25 protein-coding genes and 1 tRNA gene are annotated in these 23,298 nt (G+C 36.2%); 9 read left to right on the forward strand and 17 right to left on the reverse strand.

Features of this window, described 5'->3' with window-relative positions; translation table 11 throughout:
• Position 1: 1 nt before the first annotated feature.
• The 3 genes from H8S00_RS01585 to H8S00_RS01595 form a co-directional block, all read right to left on the reverse strand.
• Positions 2 to 916, reverse strand: a complete 915-nt coding sequence (locus H8S00_RS01585) for an SPFH domain-containing protein (RefSeq protein ID WP_186839844.1) — start codon at positions 914 to 916, stop codon at positions 2 to 4.
• Positions 917 to 981: 65 nt separating this feature from the next.
• Positions 982 to 1,407 carry an NfeD family protein gene (locus tag H8S00_RS01590; RefSeq protein ID WP_021952220.1) on the reverse strand — a complete coding sequence of 142 codons (426 nt, stop codon included), beginning with the start codon at positions 1,405 to 1,407 and terminating at the stop codon, positions 982 to 984.
• Positions 1,408 to 1,668: 261 nt separating this feature from the next.
• Positions 1,669 to 2,190 (reverse strand): SH3 domain-containing protein, encoded by a 522-nt coding sequence (locus tag H8S00_RS01595; protein WP_118589268.1) that lies wholly within the window; start codon positions 2,188 to 2,190, stop codon positions 1,669 to 1,671.
• Positions 2,191 to 2,590: 400 nt separating this feature from the next.
• Here H8S00_RS01595 and H8S00_RS01600 point away from each other — a divergent pair, with 400 nt between their 5' ends.
• Complete coding sequence (locus H8S00_RS01600; protein WP_118589267.1) at positions 2,591 to 3,067, forward strand: DUF6465 family protein; 477 nt, start codon at positions 2,591 to 2,593, stop codon at positions 3,065 to 3,067.
• A 66-nt stretch (positions 3,068 to 3,133) separates the two neighbouring features.
• On the opposite strand, the gene H8S00_RS01605 is transcribed toward H8S00_RS01600, so the two are convergent.
• Together H8S00_RS01605 and H8S00_RS01610 are read right to left on the reverse strand one after the other, a co-directional pair.
• On the reverse strand, positions 3,134 to 3,352 hold the full coding sequence (locus tag H8S00_RS01605; RefSeq protein ID WP_021952217.1) for a DUF1858 domain-containing protein: 219 nt from the start codon (positions 3,350 to 3,352) through the stop codon (positions 3,134 to 3,136).
• 137 nt (positions 3,353 to 3,489) lie between these two features.
• The gene (locus tag H8S00_RS01610) at positions 3,490 to 4,014 is read right to left on the reverse strand and encodes a peptidylprolyl isomerase (protein ID WP_021952216.1); all 525 of its coding nucleotides are present in this window, start codon (positions 4,012 to 4,014) and stop codon (positions 3,490 to 3,492) included.
• Positions 4,015 to 4,468: 454 nt separating this feature from the next.
• Here H8S00_RS01610 and H8S00_RS01615 point away from each other — a divergent pair, with 454 nt between their 5' ends.
• The gene (locus tag H8S00_RS01615; RefSeq protein WP_118589266.1) at positions 4,469 to 4,669 is read left to right on the forward strand and encodes a site-specific integrase; all 201 of its coding nucleotides are present in this window, start codon (positions 4,469 to 4,471) and stop codon (positions 4,667 to 4,669) included.
• A gap of 384 nt (positions 4,670 to 5,053) precedes the next feature.
• Here the strand turns inward: H8S00_RS01615 and H8S00_RS01620 are convergent, their stop codons facing one another.
• The 4 genes from H8S00_RS01620 to H8S00_RS01635 all read right to left on the reverse strand — a co-directional run bounded on the left by H8S00_RS01620 (position 5,054) and on the right by H8S00_RS01635 (position 10,721).
• On the reverse strand, positions 5,054 to 7,147 hold the full coding sequence (locus H8S00_RS01620) for a glutamine synthetase III family protein (RefSeq protein ID WP_118589265.1): 2,094 nt from the start codon (positions 7,145 to 7,147) through the stop codon (positions 5,054 to 5,056).
• Between the two features lie 277 nt (positions 7,148 to 7,424).
• Positions 7,425 to 8,300, reverse strand: coding sequence for a class B sortase (locus H8S00_RS14025; RefSeq protein WP_118589264.1), 876 nt, complete (start codon positions 8,298 to 8,300; stop codon positions 7,425 to 7,427).
• A 128-nt stretch (positions 8,301 to 8,428) separates the two neighbouring features.
• A complete protein-coding gene (gene fba, locus H8S00_RS01630; RefSeq protein WP_118589263.1) occupies positions 8,429 to 9,295 on the reverse strand; it encodes a class II fructose-1,6-bisphosphate aldolase in 867 nt (288 codons plus the stop codon).
• An 82-nt stretch (positions 9,296 to 9,377) separates the two neighbouring features.
• Entirely contained in the window at positions 9,378 to 10,721 is a 1,344-nt protein-coding gene (locus H8S00_RS01635) for a family 16 glycosylhydrolase (protein ID WP_118589262.1), read from the reverse strand.
• 184 nt (positions 10,722 to 10,905) lie between these two features.
• Between H8S00_RS01635 and H8S00_RS13755 the strand changes: the two genes are divergently transcribed.
• The 4 genes from H8S00_RS13755 to H8S00_RS01655 all read left to right on the forward strand — a co-directional run bounded on the left by H8S00_RS13755 (position 10,906) and on the right by H8S00_RS01655 (position 13,597).
• A complete protein-coding gene (locus tag H8S00_RS13755; RefSeq protein WP_243169529.1) occupies positions 10,906 to 11,286 on the forward strand; it encodes a spore coat associated protein CotJA in 381 nt (126 codons plus the stop codon).
• Positions 11,283 to 11,543 (forward strand): spore coat protein CotJB, encoded by a 261-nt coding sequence (locus H8S00_RS01645; RefSeq protein WP_021952207.1) that lies wholly within the window; start codon positions 11,283 to 11,285, stop codon positions 11,541 to 11,543. The genes H8S00_RS13755 and H8S00_RS01645 overlap by 4 nt, the downstream gene beginning before the upstream one ends.
• The gene (locus tag H8S00_RS01650; RefSeq protein WP_021952206.1) at positions 11,543 to 12,148 is read left to right on the forward strand and encodes a manganese catalase family protein; all 606 of its coding nucleotides are present in this window, start codon (positions 11,543 to 11,545) and stop codon (positions 12,146 to 12,148) included. The genes H8S00_RS01645 and H8S00_RS01650 overlap by 1 nt, the downstream gene beginning before the upstream one ends.
• A 204-nt stretch (positions 12,149 to 12,352) precedes the next feature.
• Positions 12,353 to 13,597, forward strand: a complete 1,245-nt coding sequence (locus tag H8S00_RS01655) for a 6-phosphofructokinase (RefSeq protein ID WP_186839845.1) — start codon at positions 12,353 to 12,355, stop codon at positions 13,595 to 13,597.
• Between the two features lie 159 nt (positions 13,598 to 13,756).
• Here H8S00_RS01655 and H8S00_RS01660 read toward each other — a convergent pair.
• The 3 genes from H8S00_RS01660 to H8S00_RS01670 form a co-directional block, all read right to left on the reverse strand.
• Positions 13,757 to 13,829: transfer RNA gene (locus H8S00_RS01660), tRNA-Gln, on the reverse strand.
• A gap of 255 nt (positions 13,830 to 14,084) precedes the next feature.
• Positions 14,085 to 15,143 carry an IS30 family transposase gene (locus H8S00_RS01665; protein WP_186839846.1) on the reverse strand — a complete coding sequence of 353 codons (1,059 nt, stop codon included), beginning with the start codon at positions 15,141 to 15,143 and terminating at the stop codon, positions 14,085 to 14,087.
• Between the two features lie 171 nt (positions 15,144 to 15,314).
• Entirely contained in the window at positions 15,315 to 15,518 is a 204-nt protein-coding gene (locus H8S00_RS01670) for a hypothetical protein (protein WP_186839847.1), read from the reverse strand.
• 179 nt (positions 15,519 to 15,697) lie between these two features.
• Here H8S00_RS01670 and H8S00_RS01675 point away from each other — a divergent pair, with 179 nt between their 5' ends.
• The 3 genes from H8S00_RS01675 to H8S00_RS01685 all read left to right on the forward strand — a co-directional run bounded on the left by H8S00_RS01675 (position 15,698) and on the right by H8S00_RS01685 (position 17,688).
• Positions 15,698 to 16,033, forward strand: coding sequence for a hypothetical protein (locus H8S00_RS01675; protein ID WP_186839848.1), 336 nt, complete (start codon positions 15,698 to 15,700; stop codon positions 16,031 to 16,033).
• Positions 16,034 to 16,081: 48 nt separating this feature from the next.
• The gene (locus H8S00_RS01680; RefSeq protein ID WP_186839849.1) at positions 16,082 to 16,954 is read left to right on the forward strand and encodes a DUF5688 family protein; all 873 of its coding nucleotides are present in this window, start codon (positions 16,082 to 16,084) and stop codon (positions 16,952 to 16,954) included.
• 560 nt (positions 16,955 to 17,514) lie between these two features.
• Positions 17,515 to 17,688, forward strand: coding sequence for a hypothetical protein (locus H8S00_RS01685; protein ID WP_186839850.1), 174 nt, complete (start codon positions 17,515 to 17,517; stop codon positions 17,686 to 17,688).
• Positions 17,689 to 17,759: 71 nt separating this feature from the next.
• Here H8S00_RS01685 and H8S00_RS01690 read toward each other — a convergent pair whose 3' ends face one another.
• The 5 genes from H8S00_RS01690 to H8S00_RS01710 form a co-directional block, all read right to left on the reverse strand.
• Complete coding sequence (locus H8S00_RS01690) at positions 17,760 to 18,173, reverse strand: hypothetical protein (protein ID WP_186839851.1); 414 nt, start codon at positions 18,171 to 18,173, stop codon at positions 17,760 to 17,762.
• 14 nt (positions 18,174 to 18,187) lie between these two features.
• Positions 18,188 to 18,763, reverse strand: coding sequence for a DUF3990 domain-containing protein (locus H8S00_RS01695; protein ID WP_186839852.1), 576 nt, complete (start codon positions 18,761 to 18,763; stop codon positions 18,188 to 18,190).
• Between the two features lie 206 nt (positions 18,764 to 18,969).
• The gene (locus H8S00_RS01700; RefSeq protein WP_186839853.1) at positions 18,970 to 21,177 is read right to left on the reverse strand and encodes a VirD4-like conjugal transfer protein, CD1115 family; all 2,208 of its coding nucleotides are present in this window, start codon (positions 21,175 to 21,177) and stop codon (positions 18,970 to 18,972) included.
• Positions 21,178 to 21,189: 12 nt separating this feature from the next.
• Positions 21,190 to 22,260 carry a hypothetical protein gene (locus tag H8S00_RS01705; RefSeq protein WP_186839854.1) on the reverse strand — a complete coding sequence of 357 codons (1,071 nt, stop codon included), beginning with the start codon at positions 22,258 to 22,260 and terminating at the stop codon, positions 21,190 to 21,192.
• Between the two features lie 17 nt (positions 22,261 to 22,277).
• Positions 22,278 to 23,294 carry a hypothetical protein gene (locus tag H8S00_RS01710; protein ID WP_186839855.1) on the reverse strand — a complete coding sequence of 339 codons (1,017 nt, stop codon included), beginning with the start codon at positions 23,292 to 23,294 and terminating at the stop codon, positions 22,278 to 22,280.
• Between the last annotated feature and the right edge of the window lie 4 nt (positions 23,295 to 23,298).

Here is a 23,298-nt window from a genome sequence, read left to right on the forward strand (position 1 = left end):
TTTAATCTTTAATAACTTCTGCTAACGCTTTCACTGAACCGGCAATTCCCTGAATTTCAGATGGAATAATAATCTTTGTTGCCTGACCGTCAGCTGCTGCGGCAAATGCTTCAAGGCTCTTAAGTGTTATAACCTTATCATCAGCACCTGCTTCTTTAATAGCTCTGATACCATCAGCTGTTGCCTGCTGAACCTTAAGAATAGCTTCAGCCTCACCGTCTGCCTCAAGAATTTTCTTCTGCTTATCAGCTTCTGCCTTTAAGATAGCTGACTGCTTATCAGCTTCTGCATTAAGAATGGCTGCCTCTTTCTTACCTTCTGCAATAAGAACTGCTGATTTCTTTTCACCTTCTGCTCTAAGAATCTGTTCACGTTTTTCACGTTCAGCTCTCATCTGCTTTTCCATTGCTTCCTGAATATCTCTTGGTGGAATAATATTCTTAAGTTCAACTCTGTTAACCTTAATTCCCCATGGGTCAGTTGCAACATCAAGCTCTGTTCTCATTCTTGCATTTATTGTTTCTCTTGAAGTAAGTGTTTCATCAAGCTCTAAATCACCAACAATATTTCTAAGAGTTGTTGCTGTAAGGTTTTTAATGGCAACAATAGGATTTTCAACACCGTATGCATAAAGCTTAGGGTCTGTAATCTGGTAGAAAATAATTGTATCAATCTGCATTGTTACATTATCTCTTGTGATAACAGGCTGAGGTTCAAAATCAGCTACCTGCTCTTTTAAATTAACTCTTCTTGAAATTCTATCAAGAAATGGCACTTTAAAGTGAATACCCACAGACCATGTCTGCTTATAAACACCTAATCTTTCAATAACACATGCATGTGCCTGCGGCACAATTTTTACACATGTAGACACTGATAAAATTGCCAATACTATTACGATTAAAAATGGAATCATACTTAATCCTCCTAAAAATTATTATTTATGATAAAACAGTGGTTCTCTCCAACTGCCAACCAACATTATACCTGCTTTACAATAGCCTTTACCCCTTCTATGGCAACAACCTCCACTAAAGCATCCTTTTTGATTTCACTTCCGTCTTCACTTCTTGCAGTCCATTCCATACCGTCAATGGATACCTGTCCCTTTGCATTTAAGTTATCAATATCCTCAAGGACCCTGGCTTTCTTCCCAATAAGTGAATCTACATTAGTTTTTTCAGCCTTATTATTTATATACTTAACAGCTATAGGTCTTAAGAAAACCAAAACCACTACCGTTACTATTATAAACACTATTGACTGAATAATCCAATTATCCGTAATAAGCGCCGTAATACAACCTGCTAATGCTCCCACTGCGAACCATATGCATGTAAGACCTAATGATATAAGCTCAAGCACTGCAAATACTACAAATAAAATAAGCCATCCTATATAATTCATAGCTCTAACCTCCTTATATAATATGTATCTCCTGTAGTCAAAGGCATTTCACAGGGAACATTTTTGAAGGGACTTTCCTTCATCCGTTTCCCTCTGAGATAGTAAAAAACATTATAACATATACTTTACATTTTAACTAGTAATTCCCGAAATGTCAGGAATTTTTACAGGTGTACGTTTTTATAACCGTCATTGGCTTCTGCATAACCTCTATTATTTAGACAAAAAGAAACCCATATATGCGTGGATTTCTTTTATTAATTACTGTACATTATTTACATTTTCAACATATTCAGATTTTACAAATCCGTTATTTCCATTATAGTTAATTTCCACCCAATCTCCCTGCTGTGATATTACCTCAAAGACTTCGTCCTGATCTACCATTCCCAAAACCTCTGCGTCTTCATTGGCCTGATCACGTACGTTAAGAGTATCAGCAATAACCTTAACCTGTGTAGCTGGCACCGGCTCCGTAGCCACTTCTGTAGTTGCTGCCTCAGTTTGTGCTTCCGTAGTTTCCTCCTGAGTCTGTGCATTATCTTCTGTCACTGTTTCAGTAGTTGATTTTCCCGCTGCCACCTTTTGTGCGTCTTTATTATTAAAAGCCACTGATTCATTTACCATAGCCTGACTTTCATCTATATGGATAATATCATCCGTTCTGTTAACAGCTGCTGCTATGGTAATTATAGAAGCTACTGTAAAAATACATACATATGTCAATGCATTTACATGTCTGTAAAGACCTGTTTTTATTTTTCTCTTTTCAAATCTATTCATTATTTATCATTCCAATTACAAATATTTGTCTGTTATTAACCTATATACCTACTATTGCTTGTGAATTTTAGCAAAATTTCGACTTAAAGTCAAATTTTTCGACCACACGCATAATGTAATTTTGCTATATTTTCAGTTATTTTTCAACCCCTAATTGTGATTTTTTACTAATATTATTTTTATTTTATTTTTTAGCAAGTAGTTTTTATTATTATTTTTGGCTAACTACTGTGGATTTTGTCTGTTTTTCATAAACTTTTTTCAACTCATTGCATAATTTAAAATGTAGTTGTATTATAAAATCTGTGAAAGAGATACATATAACACTATTGGGTTGATATTACGAACTTAATTTTATAGACTTGAATCGACCTACTTATTTTTAAGGAGGATTAAAATTATGGCAAGTAAGAAAGTAACAGCAACATCAACTGTGAAAAAGGTTGAACCGGTTGCTAAAGCTACAGAAAAAAAGGTTGAAGTTAAACCTGCTGCTAAGGTTGCTGAAAAGAAGGTTGAAGCTAAAACGGCTGCTAAGGTTGCTGAAAAGAAGGTTGAAGCTAAACCTGTTGAGAAAAAAGTTGAAGTTAAAGCTACTGAAAAGAAAGCTGAAGCTGAAGTTGCTAAAAAGAAGGCTGAAACAAAACCTGCTGCTAAGAAAACTACAGCAAAAAAAGCTACAAAGAAAGAAAATAACGTTTATGTACAGTTCCAGGGAATGGAATTTGACACAGCTGCAATTGAAGCTGCTGTAAAGGCTGACTACACAGCAAAGAACGGTAAGAAGACAATGTCATCAGTTTCTATTTATATTAAACCTGAAGACATGAAAGCATATTATGTAATCGATGGAATCATCGGTGACGTTGCTTTATAAGACATAATCTTATATGAGAAAAAGCTGCCATGAATTTGGCAGCTTTTTCTATATTTCAGGATTCTTCTATGCTTCTTTTGCTTCAACGCTTTCAACAAAGTCGTTTAACTTCTTTGCTAATGCATCAGCATCGATTCCATGAACCATACATGCTTCTTCAAGAGATTCTCCCTGTGAAGCAGGACATCCTATACAATGCATTCCTTCATTTAATAAAATAGGAACACATCCCATATTTATTTTAATGATATCACCGATAATCATATCTTTAGTTATCTTTGCCATAACTATTCCTCCTATTTCCTAGCTTTCTACAGTGAATTAATCACTACAGTATTTTATACAACGAATTTGTAATTTTGTAAATAGTATAAATTCTCCCAAAAGTTACAAATATGCACTTTATAATATTCTCCGTAAAATTAGCATTTTTCCGGTTCCGGATAATCCACCCCAAATGTTTCAACCGTAACCTTCTTCATAACCTGTGGTTCTAACGGTTTATCCATATAGTCTGTGGCACACTCAGCTATTTTATTCACTATATCCAAACCTTCGCAAATTTTTCCAAATGCCGCATACTGTCCGTCAAGATGTGGTGATGTTTCATGCATAATGAAGAACTGTGAGCCTGCTGAATCCGGCATCATTGTTCTTGCCATTGAAAGTACACCTGGCGTATGCTTTAAATCATTGGCGAAACCGTTTCCTGAAAACTCACCTTTAATTGAGTATCCCGGTCCGCCAACACCTGTTCCCTGAGGATCTCCACCCTGAATCATAAATCCTCTTATTACTCTGTGGAAAATTACTCCATCATAAAATCCCTTGTTTACAAGACTTATAAAGTTGTTTACTGTATTAGGTGCAATTTCCGGATAAAGCTCCGCTTTCATAATATCTCCATTATTCATTTCAATTGTTACTATTGGATTCTTTTCTGCCATTTTATTTCTCCTTTAACCATTTTATCAGGCATTACCTAAAAAGTACGGATATGCCTTATTTTTTTGTATACTATACAACGTTATTCCACTTTTTTCAATGACTTTTATAGGGTTTGCCTTTTTATATCATTTTTTCCAAAATGCTCCTATTGATTAAATGTTACAAAATTGTTACACTTGTTTCATGTTCAGCTGATACAAATATTCGAGAGAATAAGGAGGACAAAACTATGTGTTTTAATTTCAATAGCTGTTCCGAGTTATTTAACGCATTTTGCAAAATTTTTAAATTCGGTTGTTAGTATTTATAAGGTTGCCCCTTTGACTGTTTAATGTCACAGGGGCAACCCTTTTTTCTCCTTTTGCTCTAAATGATGCACCTCTACCACCATAATTACTTACTAACATATTTTCTACAAACTGCCTTATCCGAATCAAATAAACTTTATAGGAGATGAAAAACGTATGCCATACGTTAGCTTTGTTGGGAACTGAACACCTACCACACGACACAAGATACACATTTGCAACATTAATGCACAATGCAAAGGCAGATGATATTACCCCTAAAAAAATTATGGGGCACAAAATAGATGATATTACCAAAGGTGTATATACACAGATAGCTCTAAAAAATGCTACTAGAAATATCTAAAATCGACCATTAATTTATATTCTACGAGCGTTATTTTTTACGTTTTTTCATAATTTTTAAAAATAAAAATCCCCATAAGCACTGGATTTATGAGGAACTAAATTTTACATCACGTTCATAAATTATTTACAAGGAAAACACTCTTTTTTCACGATTTTCTTTTATCATAATAACATAAACAAAAGTTATTACTTTTTTGTTTATGTTTTTTCATAATTTTTTTAGAATCGGATAAATCCGATTCCCTCCCTTTTTTATTATTAGAATATATTTGCGGAAAGGATGCAGACATGCATCCTTTTTGTGTTGTGTAGTCATTTAAAAAGGACTGCCACCATACAGTGGCAATCCTTTCATTAATAATCAATTAATTATCTATGTTCTTTACAGTTCAAAAACAAGATCTCCATATGTTGGCATTGGCCATAATTCCTTAGGCATTATAAGTTCAAGTTCGTCAGCCGGCTTTCTAAGCTCTGCCATAGCTGCCATAACATCATCCTTATATTCTTCTGCTTTGCACTTTATACATTCAGCATCTGCTGCCTTAGCAGTAACTTCCTCTAATGCCTTAACAGCTGTTTTCATTTCAGCTAATTTTCCTGAAACTTCTGATAACATATCTGCCTGTACTGAAGCATCTGCTCCTGCTTCTTTTACTGCAATTACAGTATCTGCAAGCTTCTTAGTATACTTAACTGCTGCAGGAATAATCATCTTGTTAGCCATTTCAATCATTGTTAATGCTTCAATGTTTCTAACACCTGCATACTGTTCAAATAAAATATCCTCTCTTGCTTCAAGTTCAGCCTTTGAAAGGACGTTAAACTTCTCATACATTTCAACTGTAGTGTCATCAACTAATGCAGGAATTGCATCAACAATTGACTTGCAGTTTGGAAGTCCTCTCTTTTCTGCTTCAACAGGCCACTCCTCTGAATATCCGTTACCGTTAAATACGATTCTTTCATGTTCTCTCATTAACTTAGCTGTATATTCTTCTACTGCCTTGTTAAAGTCTTCTGCTCCCTCTAATGCATCACATGCATTGCTGAAAGCTTCAGCCATCATTGTATTAAGTACTGTATTTGTATCACCAATTGAATTAGATGAAGCAACCATTCTGAACTCAAATCTGTTGCCTGTAAATGCAAATGGTGATGTTCTGTTTCTATCTGTAGGGTCTTTTTCAAGTACAGGAAGCTTCTTGATACCAAAATCAAGTGTTCCTGATGAAAGACTTGATGTAGCCTTACCATTCTTAATTATCTGGTCAACAATATCACCAACCTGATCTCCAAGATACATTGAAATAATAGCAGGAGGTGCCTCGTTTGCTCCTAATCTGTGGTCGTTACCTGTATTAGATGCAGCAAGTCTTAAAAGAACTGCATGTCTGTCAACAGCTGCCATTGTACAAGCTAACACTAACTGGAATAACTTGTTGTTTTCAGGTTCCTTTCCCGGCTTAAACAAATTGATTCCGTCATCAGTTGTAAGTGACCAGTTGTTATGCTTACCTGAACCGTTAATTCCATCAAAAGGCTTCTCATGTAATAAGCATACAAATCCATGCTTTCTTGCTGTTTTCTTTAAAATATCCATTACTAAAAGGTTGTTATCAAGGGCAACATTTGAAACTGAAAAAATTGGGGCAATTTCGTGCTGTCCCGGCGCAACCTCACGATGCTGTGTTTTTGCTGTAATACCTAATTTCCAAAGCTTAACATTTAAATCTTCCATAAATGCCTTTACATTTGGAGCAATTGAGCCAAAATACTGGTCATCCATTTCCTGTCCCTTAGGAGGCATAGCACCGAAAAGTGTACGTCCCGTGTAAATAAGGTCAGGTCTCTTCATATATTTATCTTCATCCACAAGGAAATATTCCTGTTCCGGTCCAACGTATGAGAAAATTCTCTGAGTCTTTTCATCACCAAATAATCTCATAAGTCTTACACCCTGCTTACTTACTGCATGCATTGCTTTAAGTAATGGAGTCTTTGTATCCAATGACTCACCTGTGTATGAGCAGAATGCTGTAGGTATGCAAAGAGTTCCTTCCTTAATGTAAACAGGTGATGTGATATCCCATGCTGTATATCCTCTTGCACTACATGTAGCTCTAAGTCCACCTGATGGGAATGAAGATGCATCAGGTTCACCCATAAGTAAATCTTTTCCTGTAAATGTATTCTCAATCTTTCCGTCTGTTACAGTTGAAGAAAATGAATCATGTTTTTCAGCTCCTACTGAAATAACATATGGCTGGAATACATGTGTAAAATGTGTAGCACCCTTTTCCAATGCCCATTCTTTCATAGCCTGTGCAACCACATCAGCTAACTCCTCTGTAATTTCTCCACCCTGGTACATAAGGCTCTTAACCTTCTCATAATCGCTTTTTGGTAAACGGACTTTCATGACTGCATCATCAAAAACATCTTCACCAAAAACTTTCTCAATATTTACTCCCATAGTTTCTGTTCCTTTCTTCTACTAACATATTTTTCCGCCAATTTCTTATGGAGCTACCATAAAAAAAAGGACACTTCTCCAAATATACTGTTTTGAAGAACGCCCTTGTCCTTAATCTCATTTAGCGGTGAGGTACTACCTCATTCGCCCTATAATCTACATCATTTCTTTATAAAAATCAATAGCTACCAGGTATTTATCTAATTTTTTAAACCTTTTTCTTAATAAAATTAAGTTTAAGGCTTATTTTTGTAATTTTTTGTATTTTTTTGGCATTTTAATCCACTACTTCCTCACCTCTGTAGAGACAAACAATCTGTCTGTTTCCATAGTCGTCCACGCATGTTGAACACATTATAATTTTGTCGGAAGTGTCAGGTTTTCTAACTCCAAAATTGTATCTGCTTCTGGAAGATACAGTATTTATCCAGTTCTGAAACTCCCCGTCATTGGCAAATCCATATTTATATATATTTTCATTATCATCCTTATCTGAAAACACGGAAAATACATAATATATATAATGCCTATACCCTACATATATATCAAACGTAGGATGTTTCCTGCAAAAATCATCATCCCTAAAGTTCATCAGTTCCTTAAACATAGAGCCGTCTAACATATTGTGACCATATAAAATGCACATTTTTCCATCCAGTCCGGCAGTTCTGTAGTCCAAAAAGATGGCTCCTGCTCCATTGTAGACCTTGTCAGAGCCTCTCTTTAAATAAAAATCATTGTCACTATGCTCCACTATAGGATACTGTATTCTGGTTCCGTTAAGCTTTATATAGCCCTTAGCCTCGTCATTATATTGAAGCATTTCTTTATAATCCCATTTCCATGTGGGAACAGATTTCGTGTATCTTATGGACTTATTGTTCTGACTTTTTTCAGTGGTTTTCTCTTCGTTGTCCTTAATAAACATCTGATTTATCTGGGCATATTTTTTCTCGTCCTCTTTGTAATTCAAGTAGGATTCCGTGAGGTTATATGAGGCATAAATAAGTATCCCTCCTGCAAATAATATGGCAAACACTCGCACTACATTATATATTGCATTAGGGATTTTTTTATGTTTTTTCCCGGTGATTTCGTTATTTAATTGTTCCTGTTTGCTATCCTTTGCCTTGTCCACTTTGTTACCTGCCACACTTTTTTTCTAAACATAATTATAAAATTATTTCCCTTAAAAATCAACAAAAAGAAGGCTACTACCTAAAGTAACAGCCTTCTCTTGTTACAACGCCCCATTAAGAGCATTATACAAATATTATTTAATTATTCAGCTTTTCCAACTGAACCGAAAAGTTCCATCTTTTCTTTTACTGTAGCCTTAATAGCTTCAGCACCAGGAGCAAGAAGTTTTCTAGGGTCAAATCCCTTTCCTTCTAAGTCCTTTCCGGCTTCAATGTATTTTCTTGTTGCGTCAGCAAATGATAACTGACATTCTGTATTAACGTTAATCTTTGATACGCCAAGGTCAATAGCCTTCTTAATCATATCTTCAGGAATACCTGTACCACCGTGAAGAACTAATGGCATAACTCCTGTCTTCTGCTGAATAGCATCTAATGTTTCAAAGCTAAGTCCTTCCCAGTTTGCAGGATATTTTCCATGGATGTTACCAATACCTGCTGCAAGCATATCTACACCAAGATCTGCTACTGCCTTACATTCGTCAGGATCTGCGCACTCGCCTCTTCCGATAACGCCATCTTCCTCACCACCAATTGAACCAACTTCTGCTTCAATTGACATGTCCATGTTATGTGCTACTGAAACTAATTCCTTAGTCTTTGCAATATTTTCTTCGATAGGATAATGTGAACCATCAAACATAATTGATGTGAATCCAGCTTTAATACACTTATAGCATCCTTCATATGTTCCATGATCTAAGTGAAGTGCTACAGGAACAGTGATTCCCAATTCTTCATCCATAGCCTTTACCATAGCTGCTACTGTTTTAAATCCTGTCATATACTTTCCGGCACCTTCTGATACTCCTAAAATAACCGGGCTCTTTAATTCCTGTGCTGTTAAAAGGATTGACTTTGTCCATTCAAGATTGTTGATGTTGAACTGTCCAACAGCATAATGTCCTGCTTTTGCCTTTTCCAACATTTCCTTAGCTGATACTAACATAATGTACCTCCATAAAATTCATTAATTGTTATATTCTAAACAACCGTAATTAGTATACTCCATTTTACTTAAAATGCCAATACTATTTTATGGTAATTTTTGCGGTTTTACTCCATTTTCCGAAAATTTTCTTACCCCTTGAATCAATGGAATAGGCACGTACTTTTACCTTGTAAGTTTTCCCGGAAACAAATTTTCCAAAAGTTACGATTTTAGATTCTGAATATTTTGTTTTTTTGCCTACTTTTATCTGATAGCCGTCAACCTTACCCTTTACTTTGTACTTAACTGTCGCCATTTTTCTGTAAATCTGCTTAGTTGAAGTGATTTTTGTCTGCTTAACTGAGATTTTCTGCCATTTAGCTTTGGCAGTTATATCTGACTTTATCATTGTTGATTCAGTTAATTTTTTATCTCCATTATACCAACCTAAAAATTTGTATCCCTTACGTTTAACATTTGGCAGAATTATTGTTTCCCCTGCTAATACCTTTTGCTGATTTACCACCTTGGTAATGTTACTAAACTTCACTGAATAAACCGGTACGCTGCTTTTTTCAGATTCTTCCCATACACCGTCATATGAACCGTTATCACATTTTCTCTGATAAACTCTCACATAATCAACCATCATTTTTTCAGATACAAAATCGTCTTCCGGTGGGAAATAAGGTAAATTGCCTCCCACTGCCAAATTAAGAATAATGTAAAACGGCTTTTTTAATTCTGATTTGTGGCTTTCTTTTAAGCTAAATGTTTTGTAAACCTTTCCGTCTACCGTCCATTGCATTTGTTTCGGAGTCCAGATAAGACCATATGTATGCCATGCTGTTTTATCCTTGAAATTTTTAGTGCTGGAAGCCTCATAAGTATCTCTTCCCGGTCTGTCTTTTTCATTTTCCCAGTGAATTGTGCCCTGAGCAAACTGATAGCTGTTCCATGTTTCAAGAATATCTATTTCTCCGCAGTACGGCCAGCCTTTGTCATTGTATCCCAACATCCAAAATGCCGGCCACATTCCTGTAACTGCCGGCACTTTCATACGTGCCTCAATTTTTCCATATTTAAAGGACTGCAAATTTGATGTTTTAATTCTTCCTGATGTATACTTTGTAGCCTTTTTCATTCCCGGACCTTTATAATTATCCGCTCTGGCTGTTATAACAAGGGAACCGTTTTCCACCTTTACATTATCTTTCCTGTCCGTATAATACTCCAGTTCATTGTTTCCCCAGCCGAAATTTGCGCCACCATTTCCTATATCATAAGTCCAATTTTTTAAATTAAGTTTTGTGCCGTTAAATTCGTCGCTCCAAACCATTTTGTACTGTGTGGATTTTGTAGCTGCATTAATATTTTTAACACCAAAACCTAACAATGTGCCTATTAATGTTATCATAAATATCCTTTCTGCTATTTTTCCCATATTTCCTCCTTTAAAATATTTTACCACTTATGTTAAGTTTATAAAAAAATGTCACTGCCATAAAGGTGTCTTTTTTTTAATTGGTGCATTTTTTATAGCAAATATATTCAGAACCATACGTTTTTTTTAGCATACATTAATAATGTAAATCATAAAGGAAAAGGTATGTTAAATGGCTTGTAATATGAATAACAATATGGGAAATTCCCCTATAAACAGTCGTGGCTGTTTAAACTCAAGGTGTGGAAATACCCGCAATATGAACTGCAACATGAATACAATGCATAATGGCACCGGTTGTGGTATGAATCGTAGCTTCAATGCCGGTAACAGGCAGATGCCTCCGTCCCACCGTGATTCTGATAATTCCACACATGAATGTGGATGTAAAAGGAATGAAGGTTGCGACCGTGGCAATGAACCTGTAGATTCCATGGTTCCTGCTATGTCATATGTTCCGTGGCAGATTTGGAGAAATATTTACTGTATAGAAGAAGGACTGGAAAAAGGCACCATTTTTGAAGATATGGATAAACCTTATATTGGGAGGTGTGGTAAAAAATGAAAAACATGTGCAAAGAAGATTTAATGAAAATTATTACTCAGGCAAGTTTTGCCATGGATGATACCCGATTGTTTTTAGACACTCATCCCAATTGCACTGAAGCTATTACGTTCCATCAGAAGATGGAGAAGGTGCGCCAGGAGGCATGGGATGAGTATACTAAGAGATTTGGGCCGCTAAGATTTTATGAAACCGATAATTGCGATTATTGGGAGTGGAATAAAGGTCCTATGCCTTGGGAAGGAGGTAATTGCTAATGTATGTTTATGAAAAAAGACTCCAGTACCCGGTAAATATTAAATGTAGGAATCCTAAAATGGCACAGGTAATTATAAGCCAGTATGGTGGACCCGATGGCGAAGCTAGTGCTGCCATGCGTTATATGTCTCAAAAATATGCCATGAAAAATTCCCGTGTTGCCGGATTGTTGAACGATATCGCAACTGAAGAAATGTCACACCTCGAAATCGTCGGAACCATAGTTTCCCAGTTGGTTAAAGATCTTCCATGTGATGAAGTAGATGTGGCAGGCTTTGAGAAATACTATGTTGACCATACTTTAGGAGTGTGGCCACAGGCGGCAGGCGGAGTTCCTTTTACAGCTACTGAATTTCAGTCTTCCGGTGACCCTATTGCAGACTTAGTGGAGGATATGGCTGCGGAACAGAAAGCCAGAAAGACTTACGATAACATCTTAAGTCTTGTAAAAGATAACGAAGTAGCAGATCCAATACGATTCCTGCGTAAACGTGAAATTGTTCATTTCCAGCGTTTCGGTGAAGCTTTAAGACTTATTAACGAAGATTTGGATAAAAAGAATTTCTATGCTTTCAATCCAAGCTCCTGCGTAAAAAACTGCTAATTTAAAATCCGGGCAGATTTTCAATTAAAAACTTGAATGTCTGCCGGATGATTACATAATTGTTGTAAATTCCGTTAAAATTATATACACTTGATTTCCGGATTTCCATTACAAATTCTCTGTTGGTTTTTACTCTAATCTGGGGTATACTGTACGTATATTCATTTTTTAAATTAAAAAATTTTTACAGCGAGAGGAGAAATTATGAAGAATTGTCTAGTTGCCCAGTCAGGCGGGCCTACCGTAGCCATTAATGCCAGTCTTGCCGGTGTTATACAAGGGGCTATTGATAGCAAACAATTTGACAAAATATATGGTTCTTTAAACGGAGTTCAGGGGCTTTTAAACGGGAGGCTAATGGACTTGTCCCAAAAATTTGAAGACACCCCTATGTTTATTGAGCTTTTAAAAAAATCGCCTTCCATGTATTTAGGTTCATGCCGTTATCAGCTTCCTGATTACTCAGAAGATGATGCGCCATATGCCTACATTTTTAACAAATTTGAACAGTATGACATTGATGCCTTTTTCTATATTGGTGGAAATGATTCAATGGATACGGTGGACAAGCTTAGCACCTATGCCAAAGCTATTGACAGGGACATAAAGATTATTGGAATTCCAAAAACAATTGACAATGATTTATGTATTACCGACCACACCCCGGGATATGGTTCTGCGGCAAAATATGTGGCGTCTACTCTTTTGGAAATCGGTCATGATACCTCAATTTATCCTATTAACAGTGTAACTATTGTGGAAATAATGGGACGTGATGCCGGATGGCTTACAGGGGCTTCAGTTTTAGCACGAAATAAGTACAATTTTGCACCGCATCTTATTTACCTTCCGGAGGTCGCTTTTGACGAAAAGCAGTTTATCAAAGATGTTCGTACTGCAATGGACAGATATAATAATGTTGTTATTGCAGTATCCGAGGGAATAAAGGATGCAAAGGGACAATATATAAGTGCTACTTCTGCCGTGGAGGATACATTCGGTCATAGTCAGCTTAGTGGTACGGGAAAATGCCTTGAATATATTATCAAGCAAAATATTCAGGTAAAAGTTCGTTCCGTGGAAATCAACATTCTCCAAAGATGTGCAGCTCATATGTCCTCAATTACCGACATTGGTGAGGCGTTTCGTCTTGGCAGACATGCTGTTGAAGTTGCACTTCAAGGTAAGACTGCTGTTATGGTTACTGCCATCAGGAAATCAAATTCTCCATATTCCGTAGATATGGGAGATACTGATGTTAAAAATGTTGCAGGTCTTGTAAAACATGTACCAAGGGAATGGATTAATGATGTGGGCAATGATGTTACCCAGGAGTTTATTGATTACGTATATCCGTTGATTTTAGGTGAGCCTGTTGTAAAATACCAGCGTGGTATTCCTGATTATCTGGATATTTCGCATTTATTTCCAAATAAAATAGGTGAATAAATATGTTTAAAGGAGTAGGATATTGCTTTCTACTCCTTTTTATTACAGTAATATTTTCCCAATAATATCTATATATCACCATAGTATTTTTTCAAGATTTTAATTCCAGATGCTATTGTATGCAACAAAAAAACAGTACCGGAAACCGATACTGTTTAGCTGGCCCACAAGGATTCGAACCTTGAAAATGCTGGAGTCAGAGTCCAGTGCCTTACCATTTGGCGATGGGCCATCGTCTTGCGACAGAGAATATTCTATCACACCCCATTTTATATTGCAAGTGTTTTTTTAATTATTTTAAGGTATCGTAAATGTCAAGTTTAAATGAACACTTTTTTCCATTTTTACCCATTTGGATTCATTAGTGCCTCATCATTTCTATTTTTTCATTTTTAAGTTCAAAATTTTCTATCCACTTTTTCTCAAAATTGTATCAAAACAAGACTGCACGTTGGCAGTCTACCAGAAATATTCAGTTGTACAGCCACTACATGGCTACCCTCCATGGATATTCTTGTTGAACCATACATAAGGCTGATTTTCCATTAAACATTTTCCTCGGATAGTCATTCATCCATGTTTCTATCTTGCTCAAGTCTGCCTGGGTTAATCCATCAAAACTGGTACCCTTTGGATGCCAACGTCTTATCATTTTATTTTGATTTTCATTGGAGCCTCGCTCCCAGCTTCTATACGCATGGCAGTAATATATTTTTGTCCTTGGAATGTGTTTATTACGCCTGCTTTTCTCCATTCCTTCCCAATCGGAAAATTCAGTTCCATTATCCACTGTAATGGATTTGAATGTCTCCCTGAATTTCTTTTCGCCTAAATCTCTTTCAAGCTTATTAAGTACACGCAATACCTCAGCTGATGTATGATCTTTAACAAGGCGAACTATTTCCATTCTTGTTTTCCTCTCGGTCAGCACGATTATGGCCTTTTTCCCTTCCTTTTTTTTGCCAATGACAGAATCCATTTCCCAGTGTCCAAATTCATCTCTGGTATCAATATCATCCGGTCTTTCATCTATTCCCGTACCTTTTGATAATCTTTTTTGAACCTGAACCTTTTTCTTTTTTTGTTTTTTTTCGGACTTCCGATTAGGACAATCAACCATGCTTATATTAGGGAAAACCCCTGCCTTAATATAATTATATAATGTTGTCAAACAAACATCCGTCTTAAACGTTAAGTTCTTTTCTTTTATTGTATATAAAATTGCTGCCGGAGAAAAATGCTCCTTTACTATCTTTTTTTCGACAAATCTGATAAACCTTTTATCATCCTTGATTTTTTTCTTAGCTCCACACCGTCTCTTAGCTTCAGTATGTTTTATATCCCCTAAGTCAGAACTATATATGACCTCATCTTTCCAGTTTTTGGAATTAAGCCTTGTCGTCTGCCCTCTTTTTATTTCCTTATATATTGTTGATGGATTGCGATTAAGTTTTTGTGCTATCTGTCTGCCATTTAGTCCGGCTTCAAGATATGCCTCTATTTTCATCCTTTCGTATCTTGTCATCTGATTGTACTTTTTCCCCATTTTCGTTCTCCTTGTATTTTCGCCTTAAAAAGAAAAAATTTTAATTTTATTTACAGATTATAAATTATAAATGAGAAAAACTCAATTAAATAGCATTTGTACTTTAAGATTAACAATAATAAGGAAAGAGTCTGCCTCTGATAAAGAAATTAACGTAAGGCAGACTCTCTTTTATGCCATTATGTATAAAGTCGGATGAGTCCGACTTTTATTATTCTTCTCACCCCTCAACCCCCGATTCACCGGGGGCTTTGGCTTGTTCTTCCTGCCTCCGCCTACATTCCGATTTTTCATAAGATTTTCCTGTAAAGACAGCACCAATTCATCTTGCATATCTGTCACATTGTCATATGTGCTGTCCTGCTTAAATGACATAATACCACAGAACCTGCACTTAACTGCAAGGATAAAATGAACGTACAAGTACGTCCTTGCAGCATGCAGAACCTGCAGTATTTTCATGTCATCGCAGGACGATATAGCACATTGACAATTCAATACTGACAGATATAAGCAAAAATGAATTTTTAGCTGCTGTCTTTACAGAAATCTTTATGATGAAAAATCAGAATTTTGTAGGACGGCTTATTAAGAAAGGAGAAAAAATGCTTGTAGAATTTAATTCATATTCACTGCATGACAGCGTTATTACATTCTACTGTACAAAAGTAGAGGAAACCTGTAGTCGCGACAGAGAATTCCCACAGGAATTGGAATATGCTTTCGATACAACTAACGTCATGCATATGGATGTGCTGATGCACTGGCTCATCAAACAGAAGAGAGTTAAGTCACTGCTTGATGATAAGCCATCCTGGGGAGATGTCCTTACCGCTGTACTTGGCACTATAGTTAATGTTAACTGGTCAAAATTTAGAGTCTACTGTTAAAAGTAGGCTCTTTTATTTTACAATTTTTTATTATGAAAGGAGTTCACGATGAACAGAAACGAAGAAATGAAAGAAAGAGCTGAAAAACTTAACAAATTACTTATTGGAAAACCATACAGTATCAAAGTTCATGAATGCTTTAAAAATAACATCATGAAAGTTGGATATTCACTGTATGACAGACAAAACCATGCTGCTCCTACCCTGTACTTTGAGAATCTGAAGGATTATTGGAATTCTGATGAGGATATAATTAGTTATCTTGATTCCGTGTATGAGGCTAACGCAAATGTAAAAATCAATCCTTCAGAAATACTGACCCATGACAATATTCTCAGCCGTGTCAAGCCTAAGCTTGTCGCTGATTCCAATATTGGATATGTTGAAAAATCTAAAATTGTTCATAAACGTTTTCTTGACATGCTTGTGCTTTTTTATATTGACATTCCGGAATTTGATGAATGTGCCACTGTCACCTTAAAAGAAGAAAACATCATGCAGGCCGGAATATCCGTTGAAGAACTGTATGATAACGCTGTGGCACACATTGACGATGATTACAGCATTAATGATATCCGACGGATTATATGCCAAATGTTAGAACCGGAGCTTCAATGTGACGCCCTACTTGATGACAGTGACAACCCATATATGCTCGTAGCCTCGAATACAGGAAAGTTGCATGGTGCATCAGTAATGTTAAGTAAAAGGGTTCTTAATGAACTGTCAATATGCCTTAAGGGTGATGTTATCATTATTCCTTCCAGCGTACATGAGTGTATTGCTATTCCGGCAACCGGTGAATCTCCGGATGATATCAGGGATATTGTCCGGGAAGTTAATGATACAGAAGTTGCACTTGAAGACCGTCTGACCTACAGTATATACCTGTATAGCAACGGTTCATTAAACATTTACTAATCATATTCAAAAATAAAAAGATGATTTGGTCCAATATTGGGCCTTATCATCTTTTTTATTTTTTCAGTCCGCCTCCTCCCCGCCTGATTCTATCTACTTCCAGATTCGCTCTTCACACGCTGCGTTTCGTTCTGAATCTGTCATACAGATAAATCAGTTGCCGTTCCCCCAACCAGGAGGCGGTGTATACAATCCCTTCCCCCACTATGATATTGGAAACGTACACTGATATTTGCATTTTCATGTATATTGGTACCTTTCCTAAATTATCTCCCTGTATGTTCTGTCAGTTTTGCCTGTTTACACATTAAAGCATTGGAAAATATTCCGCAAGGGTAAACTGTACTTGCAACGCAAGCCCTTGACAAAAATTTTACAATGCTTTCAATCATGTGTAAGCAAACCAAGACCAGAACATACGGAAACAAATTTAATTAGGAAAGAGGTGATTTATACATGAAAATTTAATATCAGCTGAATTGGGTAAGCACCCAATCCCACGAAAGCCAGAAACAAATTCAATAAAAAAACATAATAAAAAATAAACTGGAGGTATTAAAATGTGGAGTGTTAGTTATATTGAGGATGGATTTTTTAAAGTTAAAAGTGGATTTTCAAGTGATAAGGAAGCTGTTAAATGGTTGGTAAATAGTGGTTTTGTTGCCTATGAGTTATCAGTTTGGAGTGAGCTTATAAATGGTTACAGAACCGTTGAGAAGTTCTGGGAGTCCTAATTCTTTCTTTTTGAGGTGATACAACACGTACCACCTCTTTTTATTCTTACATAAAAACTCCTAACATTCCGTTAAGAGTTTTTTACTATTTTTTCAGTTAATATATAATTTTTAACATACGCGCATGACTGTGTATGTAACGTATCATACATTTTATACAGCTTTTCCCAGTCAATCCGTTCTAAAAGTCTGATACTAACATTATCAATCATCAGATATCCATACAAATAGCCCAGCCATTCAGCTATGTTTTCCTTATATATTCCATGTCTGTCTGACAGTTCCGGAAATTCTTCCACAAGAAGACCTATAATGTATAACTCTCCCTGGGATATTATCGATGCTTCGTATCTGTACAACTTTTTTAGGACCTCTGATTTTCCAAGGTATTCTATGAAATCGAACAAATCAATATTTTTCCATTCCACTGCCCGTTTGAATATTTTTGAAATTTTTACACAATACGAGCTGTCCCAGTAATTCATAAAATCAATCCTTTCTATCTTCTAAATTTTGGTTTTCTGTCTTCCTTAAATTTTTTAACCAATGCCTCCATTTTTTGCCTGTCCTGCTTTGTTTCCTCTAATGTCCGCTGTTTTTCCTGTTCCTTTATTTCCCTGACCTTGCAGAATTTAAGCTTATTTATTGCCTTATCTGTTCTAAAACAGTACTGTGTACTGAATCCTCCTGCATTAAGCAGCTGAATGGCCTCTTGGGCCGTTATGTATCCGTCTTCATAATCTGATATTGTACGGAACATTTTATCATCTGCTACCGGACCTTTGATGACATCATAACTCTTGTAATCAAGTTGCACTTCATAATCTCCCCTGCATTCAATTATAAAATGCAGCCATTCTTTTGTGAGTCCCAAATCACAGACCTTTAAATCTGACATATCTACATCATAATAATTTACAAAAGACTGTTTTTTGTTGCACGCCCATTTTGCTGCCATCTTTTCATCTTCCGTCAGATAAAACCCTGGTCCGAAATCAATATTCAATCTTGAATGCTGTAAATCCGGTTTTTTTATACATCCGTATGTTCCATGATATAATCTTTTCATTTCCATATTTCTTCTCCTGTCTTAACTATAAAACATAATCCATCAACTTACAATGATGTTTTCCCAAATGTATACATATTGCATACATTTTACTTTTACGCTTGCATACACTATGCATACACTTTAACCATTGCTTGCACTATGTATACATTTTGTGGGTTACTATGTATGCATAATGTATACATTACTAAAATGCTTACATCATGCATACACTAACTGTAATACTCAACTGCCATTTTTACATTTTCGATAACCTCATTTAGAGGATTATCGGGTGCTACGATGTCCTTAATCGTATTGTCATCAATTCCAAGCTTAGTGAGTTTTTTCATGCAGTCCTTTCTTTGCTGCTCAAAGAATGGGCTTATGTATATGTCCATAAGCGACATTTTTTCATATGCTTCAAGAAAGTGCTGTTCTTCCTCCTGTTCATATTGCTGTTTTTCTGAATTTAGGTTTTCTTCCATAACTTCCGGTGGAATGCTTTTAATGATATCCAGTATCTCTTCCTCACTCATTTCCTCGTCATCATCTAAATCCAAATCCAGCTTCATGAAACTTACCGGGTCAAAATCATATACCATTAGATTCTCACTGTTATTCATGAGCTTCAGATAATATTCTTCCTGCTCATCTGATATATTTAAGACATTGTCCTGGACGGTGCCCTGCTCTGCCACAATCTTAGGATCATAGTCGTACACACCAAGTTTCTTTGCATCCTTGAATAGCTGTTTTTTCCATGGATACCATTTTTCATCAATCATCGGTTTTTCTCCACGGACAAATACAATACACTTCTCATTTGGAAGTAGTCTCATTTCAGCCGGATCGATTAAATCCCTGCCCAGTACATCATATCCAATATTACTGCTTCCCTGCTTTCCTCTTGTCTGTCCTGATGTTCTTTTATCTATGGTCCATTTTCCCAACAACTCTGATATATATTTGTGGGTGCTTTGTTCATTTCCTCCAAGATACACAAATGTGTCACAGTTGCCCACAATACCTTCCCATGCTCCATCCTTGAATAGCTGCTTAATCTGGGCAAGCGACTGTAATATGGGCACACAATAGATTCCTCTGCTTCTGCAGGTTGCAAGAATTTTATCAAAATGTTCCGGCATTTTAATATTTGCAAATTCGTCAAACCACATGCCCACATCAAGTGGTAGCTTATTACCATTAAATAATCTTGCCTGATAATACAATTCCTGAAACAGCAGGGTATATATCATTCCCGGAATGAAGTTGTATGTATCATCATCATCCGGAATGATGATAAACAAGTGTGTTTTTGTTTTACCATCACCGTTTAGACCGATTCCAATTTCGTCAAGTCTGATATCCGTTTCAGAAAGTATTCTGTATATCTCAGGATCATCAAACTGATTAAATCTTGAATTTGCACATATAATGATGCTCCTAAGAGTGTCGCCTGCAGCTGCCATGAACCTTCTGTATGTCAGAAGAACAGGATGTCTCGGATTTTTTTCTTTTAAGGTGTTAAATCTTATGTCAAGTTGACTTGGAATTCCGTCGTCACTGACCTTTGCCTCATCCAGCAGCCTTATAACTGTTTCAAAATTTTTTCCGTATGTTTTTTCGTCTCCGTTTTCATCCAGCTCAGTTCTCGGACACTCCATCCATACATACAAAAATATGGACTCCAGGTACAGTTTTTCAGCTCTGTCCCAGAATGGATCTCCACCTTTTCCCTGTTCAGCCGGTGTTGTATTGAGCACAATGTTATTAATGAGGCGTGACACATCCGAACGTTTTCTTATGAAATCAAACGGATTAATTCGCATGGATTTTTCCATTTCACACAAATTAATATGCCACACTCTTGTATAAGGCTCATTGTTTAAGGCATTTCCCAAATCAGCAAGCAGACCTCCTTTTGGATCAGTGTATACCATTGAACCATGATTATTCAATGCGTTAGGCGTTACCATAAATGCTGTCTTTCCTGCACCGGAACCGCCAACAATAAATGTGTTATTATTCCTTAATGTTGATGCATCATATTTCATCCGGATGTTCTCTGACAGAATTTTATTTTCCTGTTCAATTTCAGAAGCATATTTTTTATTAAATGCCTTAATGCTTCCCCACTCTGCAGTTCCATATTCCCTGCCATGCATTAAGTTGTATGACATTTGTATGTAATATGTTAAGAAACACATTCCCCATGTGAGAAGTCCTACGCCAAGAAATGCAGGTGTTTTTTCATTATTTTTATCCGGGGAACGAAAATGGGACAGATAATACATTGCCGTTTCTCTCAAATTTTCGATTGAGATGTTTTCTTTTGTGGCCAGTGCTGACAGGCTCCAGGATACATACATGAAAACAGGAAGAAGAATGGCAAATAAGATAATGCATTGTCTCTTTCGTATGTTTTTATTATTATTCATTCCAATATCCTATTATTTTTTAACCTTTCTGTTGAGATTATTAATTATTTCCGTGTTACTTTTTGAACGGTTAATGTGTCTTGAATTGCGGTCAAAATCTGTCGTAAATCTACTGTAATGTTCCCTGTACAGTTCTCTGTTTGAAATCTTGATACTCTTTGAGTTTTTGTAACTGCATATGTAACTGTCCCCATCTTTTTTTATGTGGGTAAGGATTGTCCGGTTATCATTGGTCATTATGGCATCTTTCTTTGGAACGGTCAGCATGCTAAAATCATTATATTTGTAATTATAACTTCCCGGTATTCTTGTAATATAAGCCTCGTCTGTTTCCGCCACAATCATTTTTTTATCAATTGTTACAGGATAATATTCCCTGCTGTTATGCTGCTCCCTGATTTTTTCTATGGATATTACTTTTTCCACATTTTTCTCAAGCTCGTCACCCTTCATGCCCTTCCGGGCCTTGCTGGGATTATCCTTTCTTTTCTGTTGTTCTTGTTCCTTTTTAGCTTCTTTGATGGCTGCATCCATTACTTTTTCTTTTTCTGTTTCATTTCCTTCATCCCAGTATTCTTCCACTGTTCCAAAGCTTGCCTTATTTTCCTCCTTTACTTTTCCATCCTTAACTATTTTTCCCTGATCAAAATCATATGCCTCCAGAATAGGGTCAATTCGTTTTGAAGTTGACATGTCAACAGCTATCTGGCTGCAATTATTACCCGGAATTAAGTCAGGAAGTACCGAGTAAGGTATCTTTGCCTTTTTTAGTACCTTAAAGAACTTTGCAAGCTCTTCTTTTTTTTCGGTTGGAATGTTTATTATTCCGTAACTTCCACCGGTGAGTTTTTCCAGAGAGTGCAATGACATTCCTTTAAGCTTGCCGGATCCGGACATTGCTTTTGAATGATAATGAAGAAAAAGCCTTGCCTTCATGGTTTTCATTTTCCTTTGATTATTGAGCCACACAATCCCCTTTCCGGTTGTTTTCATTCCCTTTAATGCAAATTTCAGTCCGTCTCCTCCAAACCTTATGATCTGTAGTACATCATTAATGTTAATATTTCCATCTAATTCTGACATATTCTACCTCCCTTAAATTAAAAACTGTAGTCATCCACTTCATCATTATCTGTTTTCTGAATCTGTTTACGCCTATTTGATACCCTGATTTTTGCCTGTCTTGTTGCCTGTCTCTCCATTCCTTCCTTTGTTGCAAGTATGAATGACAGCATTTCCTCCATTACCTCTGCGGACTGTTCCGGACGTGCTATTTCGGTTATTTCGGCAATTGATAGCTGATTTTTTATTGCCTTTGTTATTACATTTGCCTGCTTTTTGTTAAAAACTCCGGTTCTTAACAGATTTAGAAAATCTGCAACAGTTACTTCCCTGCCTTCTGTATTTAGCCTTTCCACAATTTCATTATATTTTTCAATTGAAATCCTCTCATCATATTTGTCATTGACATTATCTTTAACTTCGTCAGACTGTTTAACAACATCATCCTTTTTTTCTCTTTTCCTGAAAAAAGATTTTCTTGATTGCGTGTCGCTTAGAATAATTTTTCTCATGTCGTTAAACTGATTTTTTATGTACTCCTTTAATTCCGGATTGTCCTGCAGTGACATTATATTTTGAGATTGTGTGCTTTCAAGAAGTTTTTTAACAGTTTCACTTAATTGTGCAAGATTATCAACACAGCTTGACATAACATTTCTTATGTTATCTGCATCACCATTCAATTTTTTCATGCTGTTTTTAATTTCTTCTGAAGATTCATCCGGTTTATTGTCCGAAATAATTTTGAGCTTGTCATTAATTGTTTCCAGTTTATCTGATATGTCATGACTAAATACTCTTTTTATGTCGGGATATCCACTTACCTGTATTATCTGTTCTTCAGAAAATGAAAGCATTGCAGCCATATATCTTGCTTCTGCAACTTCTGCAGTATTATCGTTATTTGCATATAGTTCAATGACCTTTTCCGGCAATTGATTTTTAAAGCCAAACCATACAAGGTACATTTTCGCCATATCTGTTATGTCATGCTTTTTTATGTAAGAAGATACAGCATCCTTAATTTCGTTCATTTTATCCTTTCCGGGGGCCATGAGG

Origin of the sequence: Eubacterium segne, from assembly GCF_014287775.1 — a bacterium.
GTDB lineage: Bacteria > Bacillota > Clostridia > Lachnospirales > Lachnospiraceae > Eubacterium_G > Eubacterium_G segne.

Excerpts from the sequence above, each read along its gene's own strand:
- fba (WP_118589263.1), bottom strand. The coding sequence starts at position 9,295 with ATGTTAGTATCAGCTAAGGAAATGTTGGAAAAGGCAAAAGCAGGACAT.
- H8S00_RS01585 (WP_186839844.1), bottom strand. The coding sequence starts at position 916 with ATGATTCCATTTTTAATCGTAATAGTATTGGCAATTTTATCAGTGTCT.
- H8S00_RS01690 (WP_186839851.1), bottom strand. The coding sequence starts at position 18,173 with ATGAATTACTGGGACAGCTCGTATTGTGTAAAAATTTCAAAAATATTC.
- H8S00_RS01670 (WP_186839847.1), bottom strand. The coding sequence starts at position 15,518 with ATGTCATTTAAGCAGGACAGCACATATGACAATGTGACAGATATGCAA.
- H8S00_RS01610 (WP_021952216.1), bottom strand. The coding sequence starts at position 4,014 with ATGGCAGAAAAGAATCCAATAGTAACAATTGAAATGAATAATGGAGAT.
- H8S00_RS01600 (WP_118589267.1), top strand. The coding sequence starts at position 2,591 with ATGGCAAGTAAGAAAGTAACAGCAACATCAACTGTGAAAAAGGTTGAA.
- H8S00_RS01695 (WP_186839852.1), bottom strand. The coding sequence starts at position 18,763 with ATGGAAATGAAAAGATTATATCATGGAACATACGGATGTATAAAAAAA.
- H8S00_RS01605 (WP_021952217.1), bottom strand. The coding sequence starts at position 3,352 with ATGGCAAAGATAACTAAAGATATGATTATCGGTGATATCATTAAAATA.
- H8S00_RS01645 (WP_021952207.1), top strand. The coding sequence starts at position 11,283 with ATGAAAAACATGTGCAAAGAAGATTTAATGAAAATTATTACTCAGGCA.
- H8S00_RS01615 (WP_118589266.1), top strand. The coding sequence starts at position 4,469 with ATGAAAAACGTATGCCATACGTTAGCTTTGTTGGGAACTGAACACCTA.
- H8S00_RS01620 (WP_118589265.1), bottom strand. The coding sequence starts at position 7,147 with ATGGGAGTAAATATTGAGAAAGTTTTTGGTGAAGATGTTTTTGATGAT.
- H8S00_RS01710 (WP_186839855.1), bottom strand. The coding sequence starts at position 23,294 with ATGGCCCCCGGAAAGGATAAAATGAACGAAATTAAGGATGCTGTATCT.
- H8S00_RS01590 (WP_021952220.1), bottom strand. The coding sequence starts at position 1,407 with ATGAATTATATAGGATGGCTTATTTTATTTGTAGTATTTGCAGTGCTT.
- H8S00_RS01655 (WP_186839845.1), top strand. The coding sequence starts at position 12,353 with ATGAAGAATTGTCTAGTTGCCCAGTCAGGCGGGCCTACCGTAGCCATT.
- H8S00_RS01665 (WP_186839846.1), bottom strand. The coding sequence starts at position 15,143 with ATGGGGAAAAAGTACAATCAGATGACAAGATACGAAAGGATGAAAATA.
- H8S00_RS01595 (WP_118589268.1), bottom strand. The coding sequence starts at position 2,190 with ATGAATAGATTTGAAAAGAGAAAAATAAAAACAGGTCTTTACAGACAT.
- H8S00_RS01650 (WP_021952206.1), top strand. The coding sequence starts at position 11,543 with ATGTATGTTTATGAAAAAAGACTCCAGTACCCGGTAAATATTAAATGT.
- H8S00_RS01680 (WP_186839849.1), top strand. The coding sequence starts at position 16,082 with ATGAACAGAAACGAAGAAATGAAAGAAAGAGCTGAAAAACTTAACAAA.
- H8S00_RS01685 (WP_186839850.1), top strand. The coding sequence starts at position 17,515 with ATGTGGAGTGTTAGTTATATTGAGGATGGATTTTTTAAAGTTAAAAGT.
- H8S00_RS01700 (WP_186839853.1), bottom strand. The coding sequence starts at position 21,177 with ATGAATAATAATAAAAACATACGAAAGAGACAATGCATTATCTTATTT.
- H8S00_RS01675 (WP_186839848.1), top strand. The coding sequence starts at position 15,698 with ATGATGAAAAATCAGAATTTTGTAGGACGGCTTATTAAGAAAGGAGAA.
- H8S00_RS01635 (WP_118589262.1), bottom strand. The coding sequence starts at position 10,721 with ATGGGAAAAATAGCAGAAAGGATATTTATGATAACATTAATAGGCACA.
- H8S00_RS13755 (WP_243169529.1), top strand. The coding sequence starts at position 10,906 with ATGAATAACAATATGGGAAATTCCCCTATAAACAGTCGTGGCTGTTTA.
- H8S00_RS01705 (WP_186839854.1), bottom strand. The coding sequence starts at position 22,260 with ATGTCAGAATTAGATGGAAATATTAACATTAATGATGTACTACAGATC.